19 protein-coding genes and 1 pseudogene are annotated in these 20,285 nt (G+C 40.5%); all 20 read right to left on the bottom strand.

All coding sequences use genetic code 11. The features are described from left to right. Positions 1–92 precede the first annotated feature (92 nt). Positions 93–1,319, bottom strand: a complete 1,227-nt coding sequence (locus tag HP456_RS25490) for a flagellar hook-length control protein FliK (protein WP_172249465.1) — start codon at positions 1,317–1,319, stop codon at positions 93–95. A gap of 31 nt (positions 1,320–1,350) precedes the next feature. Further along, positions 1,351–1,935, bottom strand: a complete 585-nt coding sequence (locus HP456_RS07105) for a MotE family protein (RefSeq protein WP_172249463.1) — start codon at positions 1,933–1,935, stop codon at positions 1,351–1,353. A gap of 4 nt (positions 1,936–1,939) precedes the next feature. After that, the gene (fliJ, locus tag HP456_RS07100; RefSeq protein ID WP_172249461.1) at positions 1,940–2,386 is read right to left on the bottom strand and encodes a flagellar export protein FliJ; all 447 of its coding nucleotides are present in this window, start codon (positions 2,384–2,386) and stop codon (positions 1,940–1,942) included. Further along, on the bottom strand, positions 2,383–3,711 hold the full coding sequence (gene fliI / locus HP456_RS07095; protein WP_172249459.1) for a flagellar protein export ATPase FliI: 1,329 nt from the start codon (positions 3,709–3,711) through the stop codon (positions 2,383–2,385). Before fliI ends, fliJ begins: the two co-directional genes overlap by 4 nt. Beyond that, the gene (gene fliH / locus HP456_RS07090) at positions 3,708–4,487 is read right to left on the bottom strand and encodes a flagellar assembly protein FliH (protein ID WP_172249457.1); all 780 of its coding nucleotides are present in this window, start codon (positions 4,485–4,487) and stop codon (positions 3,708–3,710) included. Before fliH ends, fliI begins: the two co-directional genes overlap by 4 nt. Beyond that, complete coding sequence (gene fliG, locus HP456_RS07085) at positions 4,480–5,493, bottom strand: flagellar motor switch protein FliG (RefSeq protein ID WP_172249456.1); 1,014 nt, start codon at positions 5,491–5,493, stop codon at positions 4,480–4,482. The genes fliH and fliG overlap by 8 nt, the downstream gene beginning before the upstream one ends. A gap of 12 nt (positions 5,494–5,505) precedes the next feature. Next, positions 5,506–7,095: a flagellar basal-body MS-ring/collar protein FliF gene (fliF, locus tag HP456_RS07080; RefSeq protein WP_172249455.1), complete on the bottom strand. Its 1,590-nt coding sequence runs from the start codon at positions 7,093–7,095 to the stop codon at positions 5,506–5,508. A gap of 33 nt (positions 7,096–7,128) precedes the next feature. Beyond that, entirely contained in the window at positions 7,129–7,434 is a 306-nt protein-coding gene (gene fliE, locus HP456_RS07075; RefSeq protein WP_172249454.1) for a flagellar hook-basal body complex protein FliE, read from the bottom strand. A 19-nt stretch (positions 7,435–7,453) separates the two neighbouring features. Next, positions 7,454–7,918, bottom strand: a complete 465-nt coding sequence (gene flgC, locus HP456_RS07070; RefSeq protein WP_172249453.1) for a flagellar basal body rod protein FlgC — start codon at positions 7,916–7,918, stop codon at positions 7,454–7,456. A 2-nt stretch (positions 7,919–7,920) separates the two neighbouring features. Next, complete coding sequence (gene flgB / locus HP456_RS07065) at positions 7,921–8,310, bottom strand: flagellar basal body rod protein FlgB (protein ID WP_172249452.1); 390 nt, start codon at positions 8,308–8,310, stop codon at positions 7,921–7,923. Between the two features lie 685 nt (positions 8,311–8,995). Continuing rightward, entirely contained in the window at positions 8,996–9,775 is a 780-nt protein-coding gene (codY, locus tag HP456_RS07060; protein ID WP_172249451.1) for a GTP-sensing pleiotropic transcriptional regulator CodY, read from the bottom strand. A 103-nt stretch (positions 9,776–9,878) separates the two neighbouring features. Beyond that, positions 9,879–11,294, bottom strand: a complete 1,416-nt coding sequence (hslU, locus tag HP456_RS07055; RefSeq protein ID WP_172249450.1) for an ATP-dependent protease ATPase subunit HslU — start codon at positions 11,292–11,294, stop codon at positions 9,879–9,881. Between the two features lie 52 nt (positions 11,295–11,346). Beyond that, positions 11,347–11,889 (bottom strand): ATP-dependent protease subunit HslV, encoded by a 543-nt coding sequence (hslV, locus tag HP456_RS07050; protein WP_172249449.1) that lies wholly within the window; start codon positions 11,887–11,889, stop codon positions 11,347–11,349. A gap of 16 nt (positions 11,890–11,905) precedes the next feature. Beyond that, a complete protein-coding gene (gene xerC, locus HP456_RS07045) occupies positions 11,906–12,805 on the bottom strand; it encodes a tyrosine recombinase XerC (RefSeq protein WP_172249448.1) in 900 nt (299 codons plus the stop codon). Positions 12,806–13,211: 406 nt separating this feature from the next. Then, positions 13,212–15,287, bottom strand: a complete 2,076-nt coding sequence (topA, locus tag HP456_RS07040) for a type I DNA topoisomerase (protein ID WP_172249447.1) — start codon at positions 15,285–15,287, stop codon at positions 13,212–13,214. 300 nt (positions 15,288–15,587) lie between these two features. After that, entirely contained in the window at positions 15,588–16,463 is an 876-nt protein-coding gene (gene dprA / locus HP456_RS07035) for a DNA-processing protein DprA (protein ID WP_172249446.1), read from the bottom strand. An 81-nt stretch (positions 16,464–16,544) separates the two neighbouring features. After that, on the bottom strand, positions 16,545–17,447 hold the full coding sequence (gene sucD, locus HP456_RS07030; RefSeq protein WP_172249445.1) for a succinate--CoA ligase subunit alpha: 903 nt from the start codon (positions 17,445–17,447) through the stop codon (positions 16,545–16,547). A gap of 16 nt (positions 17,448–17,463) precedes the next feature. Further along, positions 17,464–18,624 (bottom strand): ADP-forming succinate--CoA ligase subunit beta, encoded by a 1,161-nt coding sequence (gene sucC / locus HP456_RS07025; RefSeq protein WP_172249444.1) that lies wholly within the window; start codon positions 18,622–18,624, stop codon positions 17,464–17,466. Between the two features lie 224 nt (positions 18,625–18,848). Continuing rightward, positions 18,849–19,133 (bottom strand): EscU/YscU/HrcU family type III secretion system export apparatus switch protein, encoded by a 285-nt coding sequence (locus HP456_RS07020; protein WP_172249443.1) that lies wholly within the window; start codon positions 19,131–19,133, stop codon positions 18,849–18,851. Further along, positions 19,130–20,285 (bottom strand): annotated as a pseudogene (locus HP456_RS07015) (hypothetical protein); the annotation flags it as partial. The gene HP456_RS07020 and the pseudogene HP456_RS07015, both read right to left, overlap by 4 nt.

Here is a 20,285-nt window from a genome sequence, read left to right as displayed (position 1 = left end):
ATCTTTCCCTAAAACATCACTGCCCCCTTCACGCCTTTTCGTCTGCAGTGTTGAATACAATAAATTTGGATCTATCTTTGTCATAACATCACCTATACTTCGCTATTCACGAGAAATTCTTTAAAAGTTGCAGTGTCCTGTTCCTCATTACTTTTTGAAGAATCCTTCTGATTTTGTTTTGCCTGACCACCGGACTGCTCATGTGATTGTCCTTTGGATTGTCTTTCCGGATCTGTCAGTGCCTGTGAAATTTCAATCTTTTCTACTTGGATGTTCTGAGATGTAAATGCCTGCTTCAATCCTTGCAGCTGTGAATCCAGCAAATCTTTTGCAGTCGCGGTTGTTGCCAGAATTCTCGCTGTCATGATTCCATTCTGCTGAAGCAGTTCGATACGTAATGACCCCAATTGTTCGGGATATAACTTAATCAGCAGCTTACTCATGTTCGGCTGTGCCTGCATTAGAGATTTACTTAATATTGTTTGAAGTTCTTTCACAAATTGTTCATATCGTACTGAACCCTTTTCCTGCGATAGTGCCATTGTAAACTGCTCCGTTCTCGGAAGTGCGAATGGAAGATTATTCCCTGAAACTGTTTTATTCGACTCCAATTTAGCGGCTTCACTGAATTCATCTGCCGGAATGTGCCGGTTAAAAGCAGCTTTCATTACCTCATTCCAGTTTTTGGACTGATTCGCAAGGGCAGCCCCACCGCCCTCTACTTTGTGCTGGATGAGTTTCAACAAATCTTTCATCTCATCTATTTTCTGGACTTCTGTAATATGGAGGTCCTTTTGCTTAGCAAGAAGTACAATTACTTTAACCAGCTTAACGAGCTGCTCCATACCTTGAAGATCTTTTGAATGGACCGTCCCTTTTTCAAATGTCAATTGAACAAGATGCAAAATCGTTCTCAGATCCCCGCCTGGAATTTCTTCATTTTCCTCGAGTTCCTTTTTCCCGGATAAGGAATAAATCTCTGCATGAAGATCCGTTTTCAGCTTGTTGAGTTCTGACAGGTCAACTCCCAAAACCTCTGCGATCGCCTGAATATCCCATTCTTTCATCTGACTTAATTCCATTATTTGATCTTCAGAAATTTCCAGATCCGTTAACCCTTCTGCTCCCAACAATTGACTCAGCACAGCTAAATTTGAGAAACTGACGGTCTTATTAAAAGCTGTGTTCTGGATTGTATCATTCAAGCTTCCCAACAAATGATGAGAGAAAGGTTTATTTATACCTGTCACATTTTCCGGACTTGATCCTTGCAGGGCTGAGCGATTGGGCTGTGCCGTTTTCATTAGTCCAATCTCCACCTTTTTCACCCCCTCTCTTTAGACTCCTCCGCTAACTCTCGTCAGCAGATAGTAAACCAGTTAAGCGTGCAGCATCCTCAGGCGGCATTTTTTCCAAAATATCTGCTAAATTATCGGGTTTGATACTCGATAAGATCTTTATGGCTTCCTGGTCATCCATCTTTAGGAGAACAGGAGCTGCACTTTTTGCGGACATCGATTCAAATGTACTTACCACTTCTTTGAATGCTCGTTTATTTTCTTCACCTATTTGTCTAAGTTCTTCCAATTCAAGCTTCTGCTGTTCAATCGTAGCTTGAAGCTTTTCATTGTCCTTCTCACTTCCATCAATCCCATTTTGCAGCTGGGAGATCTTCGCTTCTTTGTCTTCGATTGTAGCCTGAAGTGAGATGATGCGGTTTTCAAGCTGTTCTTGATTCTCCTCAGTATCTGATGGAAGTACTTTTGAGATGAAAGGAATGGACTGGGCTTTCTCAAACACATTAATTCCTGCCACCGTCATGACGACCAAAGCGATGGTAATTGCAAATAATAAAGGAATGAAGACGACAAAAACAATCCATTGAAAACGGCCGTTTGATTTTGTCTCTTTCTCTTCTTCAGTCACTTTTGGCATTAAATCACCTAATTCCCCGATTCATATATTGAACAACGGACACTTCATCCAACTGTTTGTTTTCGGCTTCTTTCATGCTATGAAGAAAAAAACCGAGATCTTTTTCCTTGATCTTTTCGTATTTTTTAACCTCTACATTCATATCAACCAGTTTTTCTGCATACCAATTCATACGGTTTCGTGCTTGTATAACAAGATCTTGATAGTAAGATATGGTTTTCTCCAAATTTGCGATAAATTGTTGATGATGACGGATATCCTGAACTGAGAGACCTTTTTGCAGTTTTTCAGCCTGAAAGACTTCCAGCTCTTCTTTCTTTTTCAGAAACTGGAAGAGCTTTTCTGCCACTTTTTCAAATTTCGCGGCAGCTCCTTTATACTGCTCATTTACTTCATCTTTCTCTTTTTCCTTGATGGTTAAGATCCGTTCAAACCGATATTGATAACTCATTGTCTCCCATCACCTTTTTCTGCTAACTGTATAAGCTGATTGATACTGTCGGCTTGAGTAATTTGTTCGTACACATCTTGCTTAAGGAACGAGATGATCTTCGGATAGTAATGAATTGCTTCATCAATTTCCCGGGAGGATCCTTTCTTATATGCACCAATCTGTATCAGATCTTCAGAATTGAAATAGGTGCTGAGTAATTCCCTTAATTTAACCGCCGCCTGCAAGTGTTGAGGAGAAGCAAGGTGATTCATGAGACGGCTGACACTCTTTAAAATGTTTATTGCCGGGTATTGCCCCCTGTTGGCTATTTGGCGATCCAAAACGATATGCCCGTCCAGTATCCCCCGGACAGTATCGGATATAGGTTCATTTAAATCATCCCCATCAACAAGGACGGTATAAAATGCTGTGATGCTGCCTTTTAGATTTGTGCCTGTCCTTTCAAGCAGTTTCGGAAGAATGGCAAACACGGATGGAGTATATCCTTTTGTTGTAGGAGGCTCGCCTACTGCCAGGCCAATCTCCCTCTGTGCCATCGCCACACGGGTAGCAGAATCCATCATGAGCATGACATTCAAACCCTTATCCCGGAAATATTCTGCGATCGCTGTGGCTGTGAAGGCTCCTTTTATCCTCATCAGCGCGGGTTGATCCGAAGTAGCCGCAACTACAATCGTCTTCTTTAACCCTTCTTCCCCCAAATCACGCTCAATGAATTCTCTTACTTCCCTTCCGCGTTCTCCTACTAGTGCAATAACATTCAAATCAGCTTTTGTGTTACGGGCTATCATTCCAAGTAATGTGCTTTTTCCTACTCCGCTTCCAGCAAAAATTCCGATCCGTTGACCTTTACCTACAGTCAGCATGCTGTCGATTGCCTTTACTCCGACCTCCATCGGTTCATCGATCGGTGGTCTTGATAAAGGGTTGGGAGGTTCCTGATCGGTATATGTGACAGCCAATCCACTCGGGAGCATACTTCCATCCAATGGATTTCCCAATGAATCCACTACTTTCCCGATCAAGGATGGACCAATTTTAATTTCAAGAGGCTTCGAAGTCGCTTCTACCAGACTTCCCGGTGATATATCCTGCATATTGGAATAAGGCATTAGAATTACCAATTCACCATTGAAGCCTACTACTTCTGCCTTGATGATCTTCAATGCACCCCGACTCATAATATGAATGTGGCAGACTTCACCGACAGAACTTTCCGGACCCTGGGATTCGATCATCAACCCTACTGCACGTTTAACTTTTCCATACTTCTTAAACGTGGGGATCTGAGATATATGAGAGAGTAAATCCTTTGCTTTCATGTCTCTTCCCCACGGAGTATTTCAAGCAGTTTTTGTTTTAATTCTTTCAATTGTGAATCGATACTGACGATAATTCTCCCTTGATTCGTTTCTATGTAACAATCTTCTTGATTCAATTCATCGTTCGCATAGATAAAGCATTGTACATTTGAGGGGAAAATCACTTCGAGTTCCTCTTTGTTCCCTGCTAGAAGAGTGTGTTTGGAAGGGTGACAATGAATCTGGACTTCCGGCAATTCCCTCACTTCTTTTAAGCCTCGCTTAACGACCGAAAGGAATGCTTCAGGTTTTTCCTGGAGTTTTTCCCCGATGATTTTTTCCGCACTTGAAATGGAAAGGGACAGAATCACTTGTTCGGCATTTTCCAAATAGGAATAATACTGTTTTTTATTGGAATCGACTATAGTGTCGGCTTCTTTTAGACGATGTCTATAATCCTGGTATCCCTTTTTCATTCCTTCTTCTTCCCCTTGTTGAAATCCGACGTTATAGGCTTCTTGGATATATTGCTCGCGCTCTGACACCCAGTTGTCCTTTTCCCGTTGAATTTGATCAAGAATAAGATTTTTCTGATGAATGGTCTCTTCCAGGATTTTATCGGCTTCCCGTTTTGCATCATTAATCAACTTCTCTATTTCTTTTGGCTGAAGCTGATGCTCATGTTCTAAATACTCTTGATTGAAACCCGGCATTGAGGAACGAATTTGCTTAAGCGCAATGATCTTCTCTTTTTTTTCCATTGATTGTGCTACGGAAGATTTAATGATCCTAGACAATAATATCGTCTCCTCCACCACGGGCTATAATGATCTCCCCTGCTTCTTCTAACCTTCTGATGATTGCGACAATCCTTGATTGCGCTTCCTCTACATCACGAAGTCTCACTGGTCCCATGAACTCCATCTCTTCTTTTAATGTTTCCACCATTCGATTGGACATATTTTTGAATACGATTTCCTTCACTTCATCGCTGGAGACTTTTAGTGATAGAAGAAGATCTTCATTATCACAATCCCTGATGACCCGCTGAATGGATCGTCCATCAAGGGTAACGATATCCTCGAATACAAACATTCTCTTCTTGATTTCCTCTGCTAATTCAGGATCCTGAATTTCCAGTGCATCCAGAATCGTCTTTTCTGTTGATCTGTCTACCCCATTAAGTACTTCGACGACTGCTTCTACACCACCGGTTTGAGTATAATCCTGTGTAACTGTTGAGGAAAGTTTCCTTTCCAGAATGGCTTCCACTTCACTTATCACTTCAGGAGAGGTTCCATCCATTATTGCAATCCTTCTCGCTATATCAGCTTGTACTTCCTGAGGCAGCTCTGACAGGATCTGACCCGATTGCTGCGGATCCAAGTAAGATAAAATGAGAGCAATCGTCTGAGGATGTTCATTTTGAATGAAGTTCAATATCTGTGCTGCATCCGCTTTACGTGCAAAGTCAAAAGGTCTCACCTGTAGAGATGAAGTCAAGCGATTTATTATCGCAGTTGCCTGATCTGGACCCAATGCTTTCTCCAAGACTGTTTTGGCATAGCCGATTCCACCTTGAGATATATAATCCTGTGCAATCGCGATATTATGGAATTCTTCCAAAATTTCTTCTTTTGATTCGGTTTCTACTTTTTTCACTCCTGATATTTCCAGAGTCAGCTTCTCTATTTCTTCTTCAGATAAGTGTTTGTACACAGATGCCGACACATCGGGACCAAGAGAGATCAGGAGGACGGCCGCTTTCTGTTTGCCAGTTAATTCTCTCTCTCTTCTAACCATGTCATCATCCTCCTAATCATCGGCTAGCCAAGTTCGAAGTAATTTTGCGAACTCTTCTGGTTTTTCTTTAGCCATTCTTTCAAGTTGTTTTCGTCTGATGGATCCCTCTGTTTCTTCCTTAGGTTCAATATCCGGTATTTCTGCAGGAACGTGCTCTTCTTCGAATATCAGTTCCTTATCCTGCTTCCTTTTACGAGTTCTAATAAGGAAGAATACAAGTAATAGAATGATAACAAGCAAAATGCCGCCTACTACATAGACCCACCAAGGCAACGTAGATTTAGAACTGTCTTCAAATTCCATTTTGCCATTAAATTCTTGAACAGAAACAACTACCTTGTCTTCAATTGCTTCATCTGTCAGCTCTGGTGCAGCTTCTTTATTTATGGATGTTCGGACAATGGTTGATAATATTTGCTGTATATCATCGATCCGATCTTGTGGAAGCGAATTTTCATCTTCAGGATTTGGAGGCTCTACCATCACTTGAATGCCTAAATCGCGAATTTTGTACGGACTTTCCACTATTTCAGTTCTTATTCGATTCACTTCATTATTTATTGTTTCTTCTATTTTTTCATAATCGCCTCCAGAACCTGTTCCTTCTTGATAAGAATCAAGAGTATCATCGGTGTCTCCCCCTGACGGTACTCCTCCAGGTCCAGCTCCCTCACCGGAGAACGTCTCTGTTATGCGATGGGCACTGACAGCAATGCCTTCCATATTTTCTTCATCGACTGGTGTTACTGTGTTTTCTTCACGATTTTCCTGGGTAAAGTCAATATCAGTGGATACCGACACAACCACTTTATTGAATCCGATCAACGTTCCGAGCATGTTCTGTACTTGACGCTGTATGTCACGCTCAATTTCCTTTTTAACGTCCATTTGTTGTGCGATATTACCGGTTCCCATAGAATTATTTTGAGATTCCAAGTCAAAATACTCAAAAAACTGGTTCATGATGACGATATTCTCAGTAGGAAGGTTCGGAACACTTTTAGAGACTAAGTGATAAAGCGATTTGATCTGGCGCTGATCCATAGCAAATCCAGGATTTGTGTTCAAGACGATCGAAGCAGTGGCTTTTTGAACGTCATCATTCAGGAAGACTTGCTCTTCCGGCAGATTGATCATGACCTTCGCATCTTTAACACCGTCTATTCCTTTTATCAAATCCACAAGTTCTGTTTGCATAGCATCAAGTTTCATTACATTAAACTCATTATCTGTCATTCCAAAGCCGGCATTCTTACTGAAGAAAGAGTAATCGATACTGCCTGAGTTCGGAATTCCTTCAGCTGCCAATTCTACTTTTAACGTATCTACTTGTTCAGTTGGTACGAGAATGGCCGACCCACCTTCGGTTATTTGGGAGGGAATACCCCTTCCGTCAAGGTTCTCCTTGATTGTACCAGTTTCTGAAGGTGACAGATTCTTATAAAGAGGAGCCATAGGGGTCCTGGTCGTAATAAAGACAGCAACACTAATAAGGATAATGACAGACAGCATGATTACTACCATGCTGATTTTTTGTTTTTTTGTTCTGTTTGTCCAATAAGTCTTTATTTGTTCTGTATAGTTCTTAAACGATTCATTCATTACAATCCTCCGGTACTCGACTGCATGTAACTATTACATTGGCATTCTCATTATTTCCTGGTATGCTTCCACAACCTTATTACGAACTTCCATCGTTGTTTGTAGTGTGATACTGGCTTTCTGTGAAGCAATCATTACCTGGTGAAGATCAACATTCTCCCCACGTACAAGTTTTTCAGTCATACGATCGGAGTGAACCTGTGCTCGATTTACTTCATCGATTGTTTTACTAAGGATTTGCCCGAAATTCTCTGTTGCCTCTGAAGGTGAAATTTGTTTTTTTGATGGTGACGGACTTATAATCCCGGGGTTTACCGAACTTATACTATGAATGGACATAAGTATGTACCTCCTTACCTTACTTACCTATTTCTAATGATTTCATCAACATCGATTTGTTAGCATTGAATACAGTAACGTTCGCTTCATATGAACGTGTTGCTGAGATAAGGTCTACCATCTCCCGCAGCGGATCAACATTCGGCAGCTGTACGTATCCATCATCATTTGCATCCGGGTGTTCAGGGTCATAAACCATTTTAAACGGAGTTTTTTCATCTTCCTGAATTTCTGACACTTTGACTCCCTGACCGATTGAATGACCATCCTTTCTGTTTATTGCTGTATTCAAGAAAGTAGAAAAACCGGCTTCCTTCGATTCCATCACTACCGATTTTCTTTTATAAGGCTCCCATTCTCCATTTTCATTCACTTTAGCTCTTGTAGTGTCAACATTAGCCATATTGGAGGAAATGACATCCATTCTTAATCTCTGGGCTGTCAATGCAGAAGATGCCGTGTTCATACTAGTGAAGATTGACAAAATTATTTACCCCCTCTTATAACTGACTTCAAAGAATTGAATTTCCCATTGATGCGATCAGACAAAGCATTGAAATATATTTGATTTTCTGCCATTTCAGACATTTCCTTGTCCAAATCCACACCGTTACCGTTATGATTGTATTGGTAACCTGTTTTCGTTATTACTCCCCGGTGCCTGTCAGATGATTGAAAAGTAAAATGCCTTGAATTTGTTCTCTTTGCTTCCAGTTGATTTATTGAATTATGTAAAACGGTCTTAAATTCTACTTCTTTGGCTTTATAGTCTGGAGTATCAACATTAGCGATATTTTGAGAGATTACTTTCTGATTTAAAGAGGCATAATCCAGGCCTCTTTCAAGACTAGTAAAAGTGTTGGAAAAAAGTTTCACCTTACACACCTCTATCCATTTATTTAGCAAGATACGGATATTTTTACAAATATATCTTCTGTCCGTCCTTATTGTAATGTTTAGGTCGAATAGTGTCTATGAATATTCTGTATTTTTTACCGAAAAACGTCGAAAAAAGAAGAATTCATGACCGTAACCCTATAAAATAACCTTTTTATGGAAAATAATCTTTTCTTTCTTTACTTTAGTGTTTCAATTATATTTTTATTACATTACAAAGTTTTACACAGTTAATTGTACCAACGAGATTTAATTTCCACTACCTGTAGTTTTTTCCAATTAGGGAGGACTGTTAAACCAATTTCAATTTAATCACTGTAGTATTTACTTGGTTTGTAACAAAATTTGATTTGGTTCATCTTGAACGATTGTAATGTAATGTTGTCGAAAAAAGTCGTAACAAAGATGTAACAACTTAATTTTACTATCCTTATGAGAGAAGACAAGACCCAACACAATGACGATTATAGTCCTTTCGACTTATTTACCCCCTAATATATGTCTAATGTTATAACCTTCTCAGTAGCTCCTCTTACCTCACAAAGAACTGTACTGGGTGAGTTTTGTCGAGAGGACCACTATTATTGTAAAATGGTTGATCTAGACTTGCATAAAAAAACTCCGTTATTTCATTTAAGAAATAACGGAGTTTCACTCACTATCATTAATTTGTACGAAGCTTCTCCAGTTCAAGAAGGAACTTATTGTTTAGAACTTTAATGTAAGTCCCTTTCATTCCAAGGGAACGGGATTCGATTACCCCTGCACTTTCTAATTTCCTCAATGCGTTTACGATCACTGAACGAGTGATTCCCACTCTGTCAGCAATTTTTGAAGCCACTAATAATCCTTCATTCCCATTCAGCTCTTCAAAAATATGCTCAATCGCTTCAAGTTCACTGTAAGAAAGGGAGCTGATTGCCATTTGTACTACTGCTTTACTTCTGGCTTCGACTTCAATTTCTTCTGCTTTTTCACGTAGTATCTCCATACCTACTACGGTAGCACCGTATTCAGCAAGGATCAGATCGTCATCTTCAAAGCTCGCCTGCAGGCGTGCAAGGATTAACGTTCCAAGACGCTCTCCCCCACCGATGATCGGCACGATTGTGGTTAGACCGTTTTTGAACAGCTCTCTGTTTTCGACTGGAAATGCAGTATATTCACTTTCAACATCGAGGTTTGGAGATGTCTCTTGGATATTGAAAAGATTTTGAGTATATTCTTCAGGGAACTGACGATCTTCAAGCATCTGCTTCATTCTTTCATTTTCGATTTGCTGGTTAATTGCAAATCCCAGCAGCTTCCCTCGACGGCTTACTACAAAGACATTCGCTTCGATTACTCCGCTAAGCGTCTCTGACATTTCTTTAAAGTTTACTGGTTTGCCCGCAGCCTTTTGGAGCATGGCATTAATCGTTCTTGTTTTACCTAATAAGTTCATTTTCATTTCCTCCTACTACAACTAAATTATCTCTATTGCTATATTAATTATTGAAACTCATTCACATATTTTTTTCTTTACCCTCATTAAGCCTGTAAGAAACTCAGAGAATAAATTGGCTTAAGTCCTTGTCTTTTGAAATAGCTCCTAATTTATCATCGACATATTGTGGAGTTATTTTAATTGTTTCCAATGTGATTTCAGGTGCTTCAAACGATAAATCCTCTAGCAGCTTTTCCATGATGGTATGTAGTCTGCGTGCTCCGATGTTATCAGTATTCTGATTTACATCATATGCGATTTCTGCCAGCCTACGAATAGCATCGTCAGAAAATTCAATTTGTATACCTTCTGTTTCCATTAATGCAATATATTGCTTAATGATCGCATTATCCGGTTCGATTAATATTCTTACAAAGTCTTCTGTTGAAAGTTTCTGAAGCTCTACCCTGATTGGAAAACGCCCTTGTAATTCCGGTATTAAATCTGAGGGTTTTGACATATGGAAAGCTCCGGCACCGATGAAAAGCATATAATCCGTCTTCACAGAACCATATTTGGTCACCACGGTCGATCCTTCTACTATTGGGAGGATATCACGCTGCACACCTTCCCGGGAAACATCTGCTGATGATTGGCCTGATCCTTTACTAGCAATCTTATCAATTTCATCAATGAAGATGATACCGGATTGTTCTGCCCTCAGGATGGCATCCTGTGTGACTTCATCCATATCGATCAGCTTCTGGGCTTCTTCATTTGTCAGGGCTTTACGTGCTTCTTTCACCTTCAGCTTTTTCTTTTTCTTTTTCTTCGGCATAAAATTACTCAATGCATCCTGCATATTCATGCCCATTTGCTCCATGCCGGAACCTTGGAGCATATCAAACATGGAAGCTTGCTGTTCTTCCATTTCGATGGTGATAAACTCTTCTTCTAATTCTCCATCCCGAAGTCTTTGTTCTGCCCTTCTCCTTAGTTCTCTTAATGAGAGCTCCTCTTGTTTCTCTTCCTCTTCTTCGTGGCTCTGACCTGTACCATTCGCGCCGAAGATCATTTCAAAAGGATTTTTATAAGAAGACGATTTCTTCTTTGAAGGAACGAGCAGCTCTACCAGGCGCTTGTCGGCATTTTCACCGGCACGTTCACGGACGCCTACCATTTTTTCTTCTTTAACGAGTCTGACAGCCGTTTCTACAAGATCCCTCACCATCGATTCTACGTCGCGTCCTACGTAACCGACTTCTGTGAATTTCGTAGCCTCGACCTTAACGAAAGGTGCACGCACCAATTTTGCTATCCTTCTGGCAATCTCCGTCTTCCCTACACCGGTGGGACCGAGCATAAGGATATTCTTCGGTATCACCTCGTCTTTTATTTCTTCAGACAGAAGGCTGCGGCGAAAACGATTTCTCAATGCCACCGCAACTGCCCTCTTGGCGTCTTTCTGTCCAACAATAAATTGATCCAATCGTTCAACTATTTGCCTTGGTGTTAATTGCTCAGCATTTTTTTTCAAATGACACACTCCTTAACTCTTCTATAGTGTGAGATAATCATCTAGTTTGCTTTTACAATTCTTCAACAATTATCTGTTCATTCGTATATACACAAATATCTGCAGCAATCTGTAAAGATGCTTTAGCTATTTCTTTGGCTGACAGATGTTCACCTGAATATTGCTTCAAGGCACGACCGGCAGATAATGCATAATTGCCACCGGATCCAATGGCTAGAATGCCATCATCAGGTTCAATTACTTCCCCAGTGCCCGAAATCAGGAGCAAATGGTCATCATCCATGACGATCAGCATTGCTTCAAGCTTCCTGAGCACCTTATCGCTTCGCCATTCTTTAGCCAGTTCAACAGCTGCCCTCTGAAGGTTTCCGTTAAATTCCTGAAGTTTCCCTTCAAACATTTCTGACAGAGTAAAGGCATCCGCTACAGAACCTGCAAAGCCGGCCAGCACTTTGCCATTAAACAGTTTACGCACCTTCTTGGCCGTATGTTTCATCACGACTGCATTTCCGAATGTTACCTGACCGTCTCCGGACATGGCGCATTCCCCTTTATGCTGGACTGCAAATATAGTGGTAGCATGGAATTGATCCATTGTAAAACCTCCAATATTAAGCACGCGGATGATGTGCAAGATATGTTTTTCTTAACTGATCTTTCGTCACATGTGTGTATACCTGGGTTGCAGACAAATGGGAATGTCCCAATAGTTCCTGAACGGTTCTCAAGTCTGCACCGTTATTCAATAGATGAGTTGCAAAAGTATGTCTTAACATATGCGGGCTTATTTTTCCAGTTAATGAGGCCTTATCAATGATTTTATTCAGTATAAGGCGTATCCCCCTCGAAGTCAGGGCACCTCCCCGATGATTAACGAATACAGCAGAATGCGTTTGGTCTTTAATAAGAGATGGCCGTGAGTGATATATGTATGCGGCCAATGCATCTTGGGCAAAGCTTCCATAGGGGACATACCGTTCCTTGTTCCCCTTCCCTTTTACAAGGATGGTGGATAAAGCCATATCTACATCCTTCAGCTGCAGGTCAGCACATTCACTTACCCGGATTCCGGTCCCGTACAAAAGCTCAAAGATGGCCTTATTCCGGATTTCCAATGGAGAGTCTCCATGACATGCTTCAAGCAGAAGCTGAATCTCTTCCTCATAGAAGAATTTAGGCAGGCGCTGTTCTTTTTTCGGAAGATTTACAAAAGAAAAAGGATTCGTTTTCAGGAGTTCTTCCCTATTGAGAAATCGGAAAAAACTTCTTAAACTTGATATTTTTTTTGAAATGGAAGCTCTCATTAACTGTTTCTCATGAAGACCTGTTAAAAAAAGCCTTGCATCAAAATATTCCACTTCCTCTAATGAATGAAGACCCTGTTCTTTCATAAATACGTAGAATTCTTCAATATCATGACGATATTGTTCAAAAGTATAAGTGGAATAATGCTTTTCTATTTGTAAATATTCAATAAACGAATGTAATTGATCGGCTAATGTATTTGACATATAGTTAACACCTCACAAGGGCTACTAAATAGTAACACAACCTTGAACCCCTTGCAATTAATTTTACATTTTTTTCACAAAGTTCTGAATTGTTTCTGAAACGACTATAATACTTTTCTTACTTTTAACCAGGCTGAGCCTTTGCGCCAGAGAAAATTACCCTTATTTATTCATTTTATCCATAATGATGATGGCTGATAATAAACCAATCAAGAAATAATTTTGACAATAGCATTTGAATTATTGTATAAATTCTACAAAAATGAAAGATATTTTACATTATACAAAAAACAGAAAAACTGACCCATAAGGCAATAGAATAATCACCTCTTGGGACAGTCACTCGTTTACATTGTATAAGTACCGCAGAAAAGAATCAATCTTTTTGATCCGGCTCTGCTCACTTTTATTTCTGCGCTTCTTCTTTATAGTCACAATTCGTACATTGTATTTGATTACCCTTTTTGAGTTTTTTCTCTACAAGTAATTCAGAGCATTTCGGACATTTTCTTTCAATTGGCTTATCCCAAGATAAGAACTCACATGCAGGATATTGGTCACAGCCATAAAAGATTCTCTTCTTCTTACTTTTTCTTTCAATAATATTCCCTTTTTCACATTTAGGGCACTTGACGCCAATTTCTTTAACAATTGGCTTTGTATTCCGGCAGTCCGGGAAATTACTGCAGGCCATGAATTTTCCATACCGTCCCATTTTGAAAACCATCGGGTTACCGCACTCTTCGCAATCTTCCCCGGCTGGTTCATCTCGGATTTCGATCTTTTCCATTTCATTTTCCGCGATGACCAGATGTTTTTCAAAATCCTGATAAAAGTCATCAATAATCTTCGCCCATCTAACTTTGCCATCCTCAATATCATCAAGACTTCTTTCCATATTGGCAGTGAATTCAACATCGATGATTTCCGGGAAGAATTCTCTAACCAGTTCCAGAACAATTTCACCAAGCTCCGTTGGAATGAATCTTTTATTATCAAGAGAGACATACCCCCTTCTTTGAATTGTATCCAAAGTAGGTGCGTATGTGGAAGGACGGCCTATTCCGAGTTCTTCCAAAGTCTTGACAAGTCTTGCTTCAGTATATCGCGGCGGCGGTTGAGTGAAGTGTTGTTTAGGATCGATCAATTCACTGGTCACTTTATCATCTTCCTTTAACTCAGGAAGAAGATTGTCTTTTTCTTCTTTTTGGTCGTCAGACCCTTCAACATACACCTTCATAAAGCCAGGAAACTTAACTTTCGATCCGTTTGCCCTAAAATAAACGGGGCCGTTTACCAGGTCCACACTCATCGTGTCCATTATGGCAGGAGACATCTGGCTTGCAACGAATCGTTCCCAGACAAGTTTATACAGTCGATACTGATCTCTTGAAAGAAATTCTTTAACAGAACCGGGATCTCTTAATGTACTAGTCGGGCGGATCGCTTCGTGTGCGTCCTGGGCTTTCTGCTGTTTCTTTTCCTTTCTTTCCGACTGCTTGACAAAGTCATCACCGTATTTTGTAGTGATATATTCATTGGCTTCTTTTTGAGCGACTTCAGAAGTACGTGTAGAATCGGTTCTCATATAAGTGATCAGACCGACAGTGCCTTCTTTGCCAATCTCAATCCCTTCATACAATTGCTGAGCAAGCATCATCGTTTTCTTTGCACGGAAGTTCAGTTTTCTCGCAGCTTCCTGTTGCAGGGAGGAAGTAGTAAAAGGGGGAGCGGGATTCCGCTTTCTTTCCTTTTTTGTCACTTTGTTCACATTGAATGATTTGCCTTTTACTTTTTCAAGGACTGCTTTAACTTCCTCTTCGTTTTTCAATTCGACTTTTTTACCATCAAGCCCATAGAAAGAGGCTTGGAACGTCTCTTTGTCTTTCTTGAATTCCGCTACAATGGACCAGTATTCTTCAGGCTGGAAAGCTTTAATTTCATTTTCACGGTCAATGATCAGCCTGACCGCCACTGATTGCACCCTGCCGGCACTGAGTCCCTTTTTGACTTTTTTCCAAAGCAGCGGACTTATGTTATAGCCGACGAGTCGGTCCAATATTCTTCTTGCCTGCTGGGCATCCACTAGATCCATATTGATCGGACGCGGGTGTTTAAAAGATTCTTTGATTGCATCTTTTGTGATTTCATTAAATACAACCCGGCACTGAGACTCCGTGTCTATATCGAGGCTATGAGCCAAATGCCACGCAATTGCTTCCCCTTCTCTGTCGGGGTCGGCTGCAAGAAAGATTTTCTTTGCTTTTTTGGCAGCCGTCTTCAGCTCTTTTAATACCGGGCCTTTTCCACGTATGGTTATATATTTTGGTTCAAATTCCTTTTCGACATCCACACCCATTTGACTCTTGGGTAAATCTCTCACATGGCCCATCGAGGCACGCACTTTATATTTTTTTCCTAAATAACGTTCAATCGTTTTCGCTTTTGCAGGTGATTCTACTATCACTAAATAATCTGCCATCCAATATGCCTCCTTGAAGAGGATAATAATCACTGTGATTTTTTAGATCTGTATAAAAAAAGCTCCCCGGAGTAAACGGTTTCACTTCCTTCAATACAGTATAAAGTCTATTCGTTCAGTGCGGAGTATTGAACTCCATTTATCTCTTTAACATCTCTTCTATTGTTTTCGATACCTGTTGCAAAATGTATAACAGTTTGATAAGAATTGCAACCTTTTTGTATAAAATACGTTATAAATTCTCTAATTGATGGAAAAAAATCAACTTTATTAAATGATTTTATATAAATTTCTGGAACTTTATACATCGAGCTCAGAAAAAATATCTTCTATAGATAATACCATCTTGGCACCATCCTTAATCAAGATATTTGTCCCTTCCGATAACTTATGGTGGATTGATCCAGGTATACAGAGAATTTCCCTTCCTTCATTTAAAGCATAGTCAGCCGTAATGAAGGTACCGCTCTTTTTCTGCGCTTCGGTTACTAAAACGGCGTTTGAAATGCCGCTTATGATTCTGTTCCTGAATGGGAATTGCCATTTTTGTGGTTTTATAAAAGGAGGGGATTCAGATAGGAGAAGCTGATTCTTCATCATGTAATCGGCAAGTTTACTATTTTCACGCGGGTAAATATGCTGAAAACCGCCTGCCACTACACCTATTGTAATACCGCCTGAGCGGATTGCCATTTTGTGTGCCGCCGTATCTGCACCGCGGGCAAGTCCACTTACGATCACAATGTTTTTTTCTGCGAGTCCCGGCATCATTTCACGAAGGATTTCTTCCGTATAAGAGGTAGCCTGTCTTGATCCGATCACAGCCAGTTTAATTCGCGATTTAAGGAGTTCTTTTTTTCCTTTCATAAAAAGAATAAAAGGAGGATCATACACATTCTTCAAAAGTTCCGGGTAGTCTTCATCGTAGAGTGAAACCCACTGGATGCTGTTTCTGCGATAATTTTCTTCATACTCACGGATTGGGAGTGTGTGGAGATCGGTGTGAAATAACTTGGCATTTACGGCTGTCGATTGGGATAATTGCTGGATTGAAACTGGGGATAATTCGTAGATCAACGATGGGTCAGATAACCTGGCCAATAACAGCCGGGTCCCTTTCAACCCAAGTCCTCTGCAGTGCTGCATATGAAATAGCAACCTTCTCATTTCCTTCATTATTACCTCCTGTAGATAGTTTAATAGGAAACAGTAATAAGAGGCTAAAGCAAACTGCCCAGCCTCTTACCATCTGTTTGATTAATGTGTTTTACATTTATCGAAGATTCCCTCTTCTTTAAGAACCTTAATCAATGTTTCTCCCATATCTGAAGGTGTAGGTGCTACTTGGATTCCACATTCGTTCATTACGCGGATTTTCTCATCTGCAGTCCCTTTACCGCCTGAAATGATCGCACCAGCATGTCCCATGCGCTTTCCTGGAGGTGCAGTACGCCCGCCGATGAAACCGACAACAGGTTTTGTCATGTTGGTTTTGACCCATTCAGCAGCCTCTTCCTCAGCTGTCCCGCCTATTTCACCAATCATGATTACTGCATAAGTGTCTTCGTCTTCGTTGAATGCTTTTAACACATCAATGAAGTCCGTTCCATTTACAGGATCTCCACCAATTCCTACAGCAGTGGACTGGCCGATACCAGCCTGAGAAAGTTGGTGAACCGCTTCGTACGTTAATGTACCTGAGCGGGATACCACGCCTACGTGTCCCTTGGTATGAATGTATCCAGGCATGATGCCGATTTTACATTCTTCTGGTGTGATCACACCAGGACAGTTTGGACCTACAAGTCGAGTTTTCTTACCTTCCATATAACGTTTCACTTTCACCATATCGAGTACTGGGATATGCTCTGTGATACAGATTGCCAAATCAAGTTCAGCATCTACTGCTTCCATGATTGCATCTGCTGCAAATGGAGCAGGAACATAGATGACTGAAGCGTTGACACCAGTAGCTTTCTTAGCTTCTTCAACTGTATTGAAGACAGGTACGCCCTCAACCTCAGTTCCGCCTTTACCAGGTGTTACACCTGCCACGATTTGTGTACCGTATTCAAGCATTTGCTTTGTATGGAAAAGTGCTGTTGATCCAGTGATCCCTTGTACAACAACCTTTGTATCCTTATTAATAAATACGCTCATTTGTCCCCCGCCTTTCTTAGCCTACTTGCTCAACGATTTTTTGTGCGCCGTCTGCCATTGATTCAGCTGCAATGATATTCAATCCGGACTTATTAAGGATTTCTTTCCCTAAATCCACATTCGTACCTTCAAGGCGAACAACTAATGGTACTTCAAGACCGATTTGCTTAGCTGCTTCAACAACACCTGTAGCAATGACATCACATTTCATGATACCACCAAAGATATTGACGAAGATCCCTTTTACATTTTCGTCGGAAAGGATGATTTTGAATGCTTCTGTTACTTTCTCAGCAGTCGCACCGCCCCCAACATCAAGGAAGTTGGCCGGATCACCGCCATAATGTTTCACGATATCCATCGTTGCCATCGCAAGACCCGCACCATTGACCATGCAGCCAATATTGCCGTCCAGTGAAATATAGCTTAAATCGTATTTAGAAGCTTCGATTTCTTTTGCATCTTCTTCTTCAAGGTCACGCAGTTCCATGACGTCTTTTCGACGGTATAGTGCGTTCGAATCAAAGTTGAACTTCGCATCCAATGCCATTACGTCTCCATCACCTGTCACGACTAAAGGATTGATTTCAACGATTGAAGCATCCTTTTGGATATACACGTTATAAAGCCCCAGCATGAATTTTGCCGCTTTATTTACAAGCTCTTTAGGAATATTGATGTTGAAGGCAATGCGGCGAGCCTGGAATCCAGTCAACCCTACCACAGGATCAATATACTCCTTAAAGATTTTTTCAGGAGTTGCTTCCGCTACTTCTTCAATTTCGGTCCCGCCTTCTTCAGAAGCCATAAGAACAACCTGGGAAGTTGCACGGTCCAATACTAAACCAACATAGTATTCCTTCTTGATATCACAGCCCTCTTCGATAAGTAAGCGCTTTACTTCCTTTCCTTCAGGGCCAGTCTGGTGAGTGACCAATGTCTTGCCGATCAACTCATCTGCATATGTACGCACTTCGTCAAGGCTCTTTGCGATTTTCACACCGCCAGCTTTACCGCGACCGCCTGCGTGGATCTGTGCTTTTACTACATAAACACTTGATTCAAGCGTCTTCGCCGCTTCCACTGCTTCTTCAGCTGTAAAAGCCACTTTACCATTCGGTACGGATACCCCGTTATTTCTGAGGATTTCTTTACCTTGATATTCATGGATATTCATTTTCCATCCTCCTATCAAACTCTTCAAAAAAATAGACTGCGCTTTCATTGTATAAAATGACAGTTTATCTGTCTACCATTATGCCAAAAATATTATATTAATTTAAAAATTGCGAACAGTTTTTATCCTTTCTCTCATAATTTAATGGAAGAAATATTCTTTTTCAGTGATAATTTATTATTCTTAAAAAGTTATTTTCACTCGAAGTCAAAATACTTTACAAATCATGGCTTCCTTTTCTGTTCCATTTCTTTATCCAGCCTATATACAAAGGCAAATACTTCTGCTACTGCTCCATAAAGCTCTTCAGGAATTGATTCACCGATATCCAATTTACCGAGCAATGATAACAGGCTTTTATCCTCCTGAATGGCAATACCATTTTCATTGGCTTTCGAAATTATATTATCGGCTATGATCCCTTTCCCTTTCGCCAGGACTTTCGGTGCTCTCTCACTTGATTGATCATACCCAAGGGCAATGGCTTCTTTCCTTTGATGAGATGTCATATTCTCAAATCAACTCCTGTATATGGTACGCCCTGCATATCCAGCATCTTCTCCTGAGATATACTGTCTTTACTCTCTGGCCTCTTGATTTTCACTGATGTGAGCTGGTAGTCCATTTTTTGCAAGGATTCCTTGAGTGCTGGAATAAATAAATGAGCCAATTCATTTGCTGCTTGCAGTTCATTCCAGATGGATAATGAAATAACCCTGTTCTGCACCTGCATATCGACCAGCGTTTCTTTAAGGTTATCCAAATGAAGATAGAACAGGATTCTGCAGTGATCACTGTCGATTTTTCCTTTTTCCTTTTCTTTTCCCATCCATTGTACAGAGATATCTGTCTGGCGGCCGAATAAACATAACGGAAACTGCTGAATGATATTCATGAACGAAGATTGCTCCCATGATACCATGGCAGGATGGTTCATTTTCAGTACAATCTTCTCTGCAAGATCCCTGATATCCTGACTTTGATGGTGCATGCTTAGCTGTGTCAATTTTTCTTTAAGAGTAGTGGAAGCAGCAGCGAGCTGCGGATGGCTGTGAAGCTGAAATTCCAGATTGAAACCGAATGATCTGATGATTTTTTTTACAGCCTGCCCAAGGTCTTCCCCTCTAAGAAAGGACATCAATTCCGTCTCTATGTTCGCACTTAACTTATGAAATATTTTCCCTTCATTGGAATTCGGTAGGTTCGAACCCCATTTTGATAGGAGGATTGAATAGTTTCTTTCTAAATGAAGCTTTCGCTGTTCACTCATCAAATCGATCAACCCTTCTCCTGCTTTTGAAAAAGCCCCTCCTTTTATGAGTGTCGAAGGAAGCTCAAAGATTAATTTCAAACCTTGATCAATGCTCCTCTTATTGGCAGGTCCATCCTTAATGAAATCATTTCCTATAGTTGAAGTGATTTTATCCATTTCCTTTAAGTTTGAGTCTCCCACCGAGCCTTGCTGAACGACAGAATTTTTCAGATCACCAAGTAAATTCTGAAGTTGTTTGACTGACGTAGCACTTTCAAGAAGAGCTTGGGAAAATATTTTCTTCATTCCTTCCTGCAATCCATGTATCTTACTTTCGCTTGAAATAATCCCCAAAGACTTCAGCAATTCGAAATGGCCCATTCGTGTTGAAAATGGTTCTGAAGGGTTC

It is taken from the genome of Bacillus haikouensis, from assembly GCF_013179555.1.
Lineage (GTDB): Bacteria > Bacillota > Bacilli > Bacillales > Bacillaceae_B > Rossellomorea > Rossellomorea haikouensis_A.
The sequence above is the reverse complement of the archived record's forward strand: the minus strand, read 5'-3'. Positions and strand labels throughout refer to the sequence as shown.

Excerpts from the sequence above, each read along its gene's own strand:
- HP456_RS07105 (WP_172249463.1), bottom strand. The coding sequence starts at position 1,935 with ATGCCAAAAGTGACTGAAGAAGAGAAAGAGACAAAATCAAACGGCCGT.
- fliJ (WP_172249461.1), bottom strand. The coding sequence starts at position 2,386 with ATGAGTTATCAATATCGGTTTGAACGGATCTTAACCATCAAGGAAAAA.
- fliI (WP_172249459.1), bottom strand. The coding sequence starts at position 3,711 with ATGAAAGCAAAGGATTTACTCTCTCATATATCTCAGATCCCCACGTTT.
- fliG (WP_172249456.1), bottom strand. The coding sequence starts at position 5,493 with ATGGTTAGAAGAGAGAGAGAATTAACTGGCAAACAGAAAGCGGCCGTC.
- fliF (WP_172249455.1), bottom strand. The coding sequence starts at position 7,095 with ATGAATGAATCGTTTAAGAACTATACAGAACAAATAAAGACTTATTGG.
- fliE (WP_172249454.1), bottom strand. The coding sequence starts at position 7,434 with ATGTCCATTCATAGTATAAGTTCGGTAAACCCCGGGATTATAAGTCCG.
- codY (WP_172249451.1), bottom strand. The coding sequence starts at position 9,775 with ATGAACTTATTAGGTAAAACAAGAACGATTAATGCCATGCTCCAAAAG.
- hslV (WP_172249449.1), bottom strand. The coding sequence starts at position 11,889 with ATGGATCAATTCCATGCTACCACTATATTTGCAGTCCAGCATAAAGGG.
- xerC (WP_172249448.1), bottom strand. The coding sequence starts at position 12,805 with ATGTCAAATACATTAGCCGATCAATTACATTCGTTTATTGAATATTTA.
- topA (WP_172249447.1), bottom strand. The coding sequence starts at position 15,287 with ATGGCAGATTATTTAGTGATAGTAGAATCACCTGCAAAAGCGAAAACG.
- dprA (WP_172249446.1), bottom strand. The coding sequence starts at position 16,463 with ATGAAGGAAATGAGAAGGTTGCTATTTCATATGCAGCACTGCAGAGGA.
- sucD (WP_172249445.1), bottom strand. The coding sequence starts at position 17,447 with ATGAGCGTATTTATTAATAAGGATACAAAGGTTGTTGTACAAGGGATC.
- sucC (WP_172249444.1), bottom strand. The coding sequence starts at position 18,624 with ATGAATATCCATGAATATCAAGGTAAAGAAATCCTCAGAAATAACGGG.
- HP456_RS07020 (WP_172249443.1), bottom strand. The coding sequence starts at position 19,133 with ATGACATCTCATCAAAGGAAAGAAGCCATTGCCCTTGGGTATGATCAA.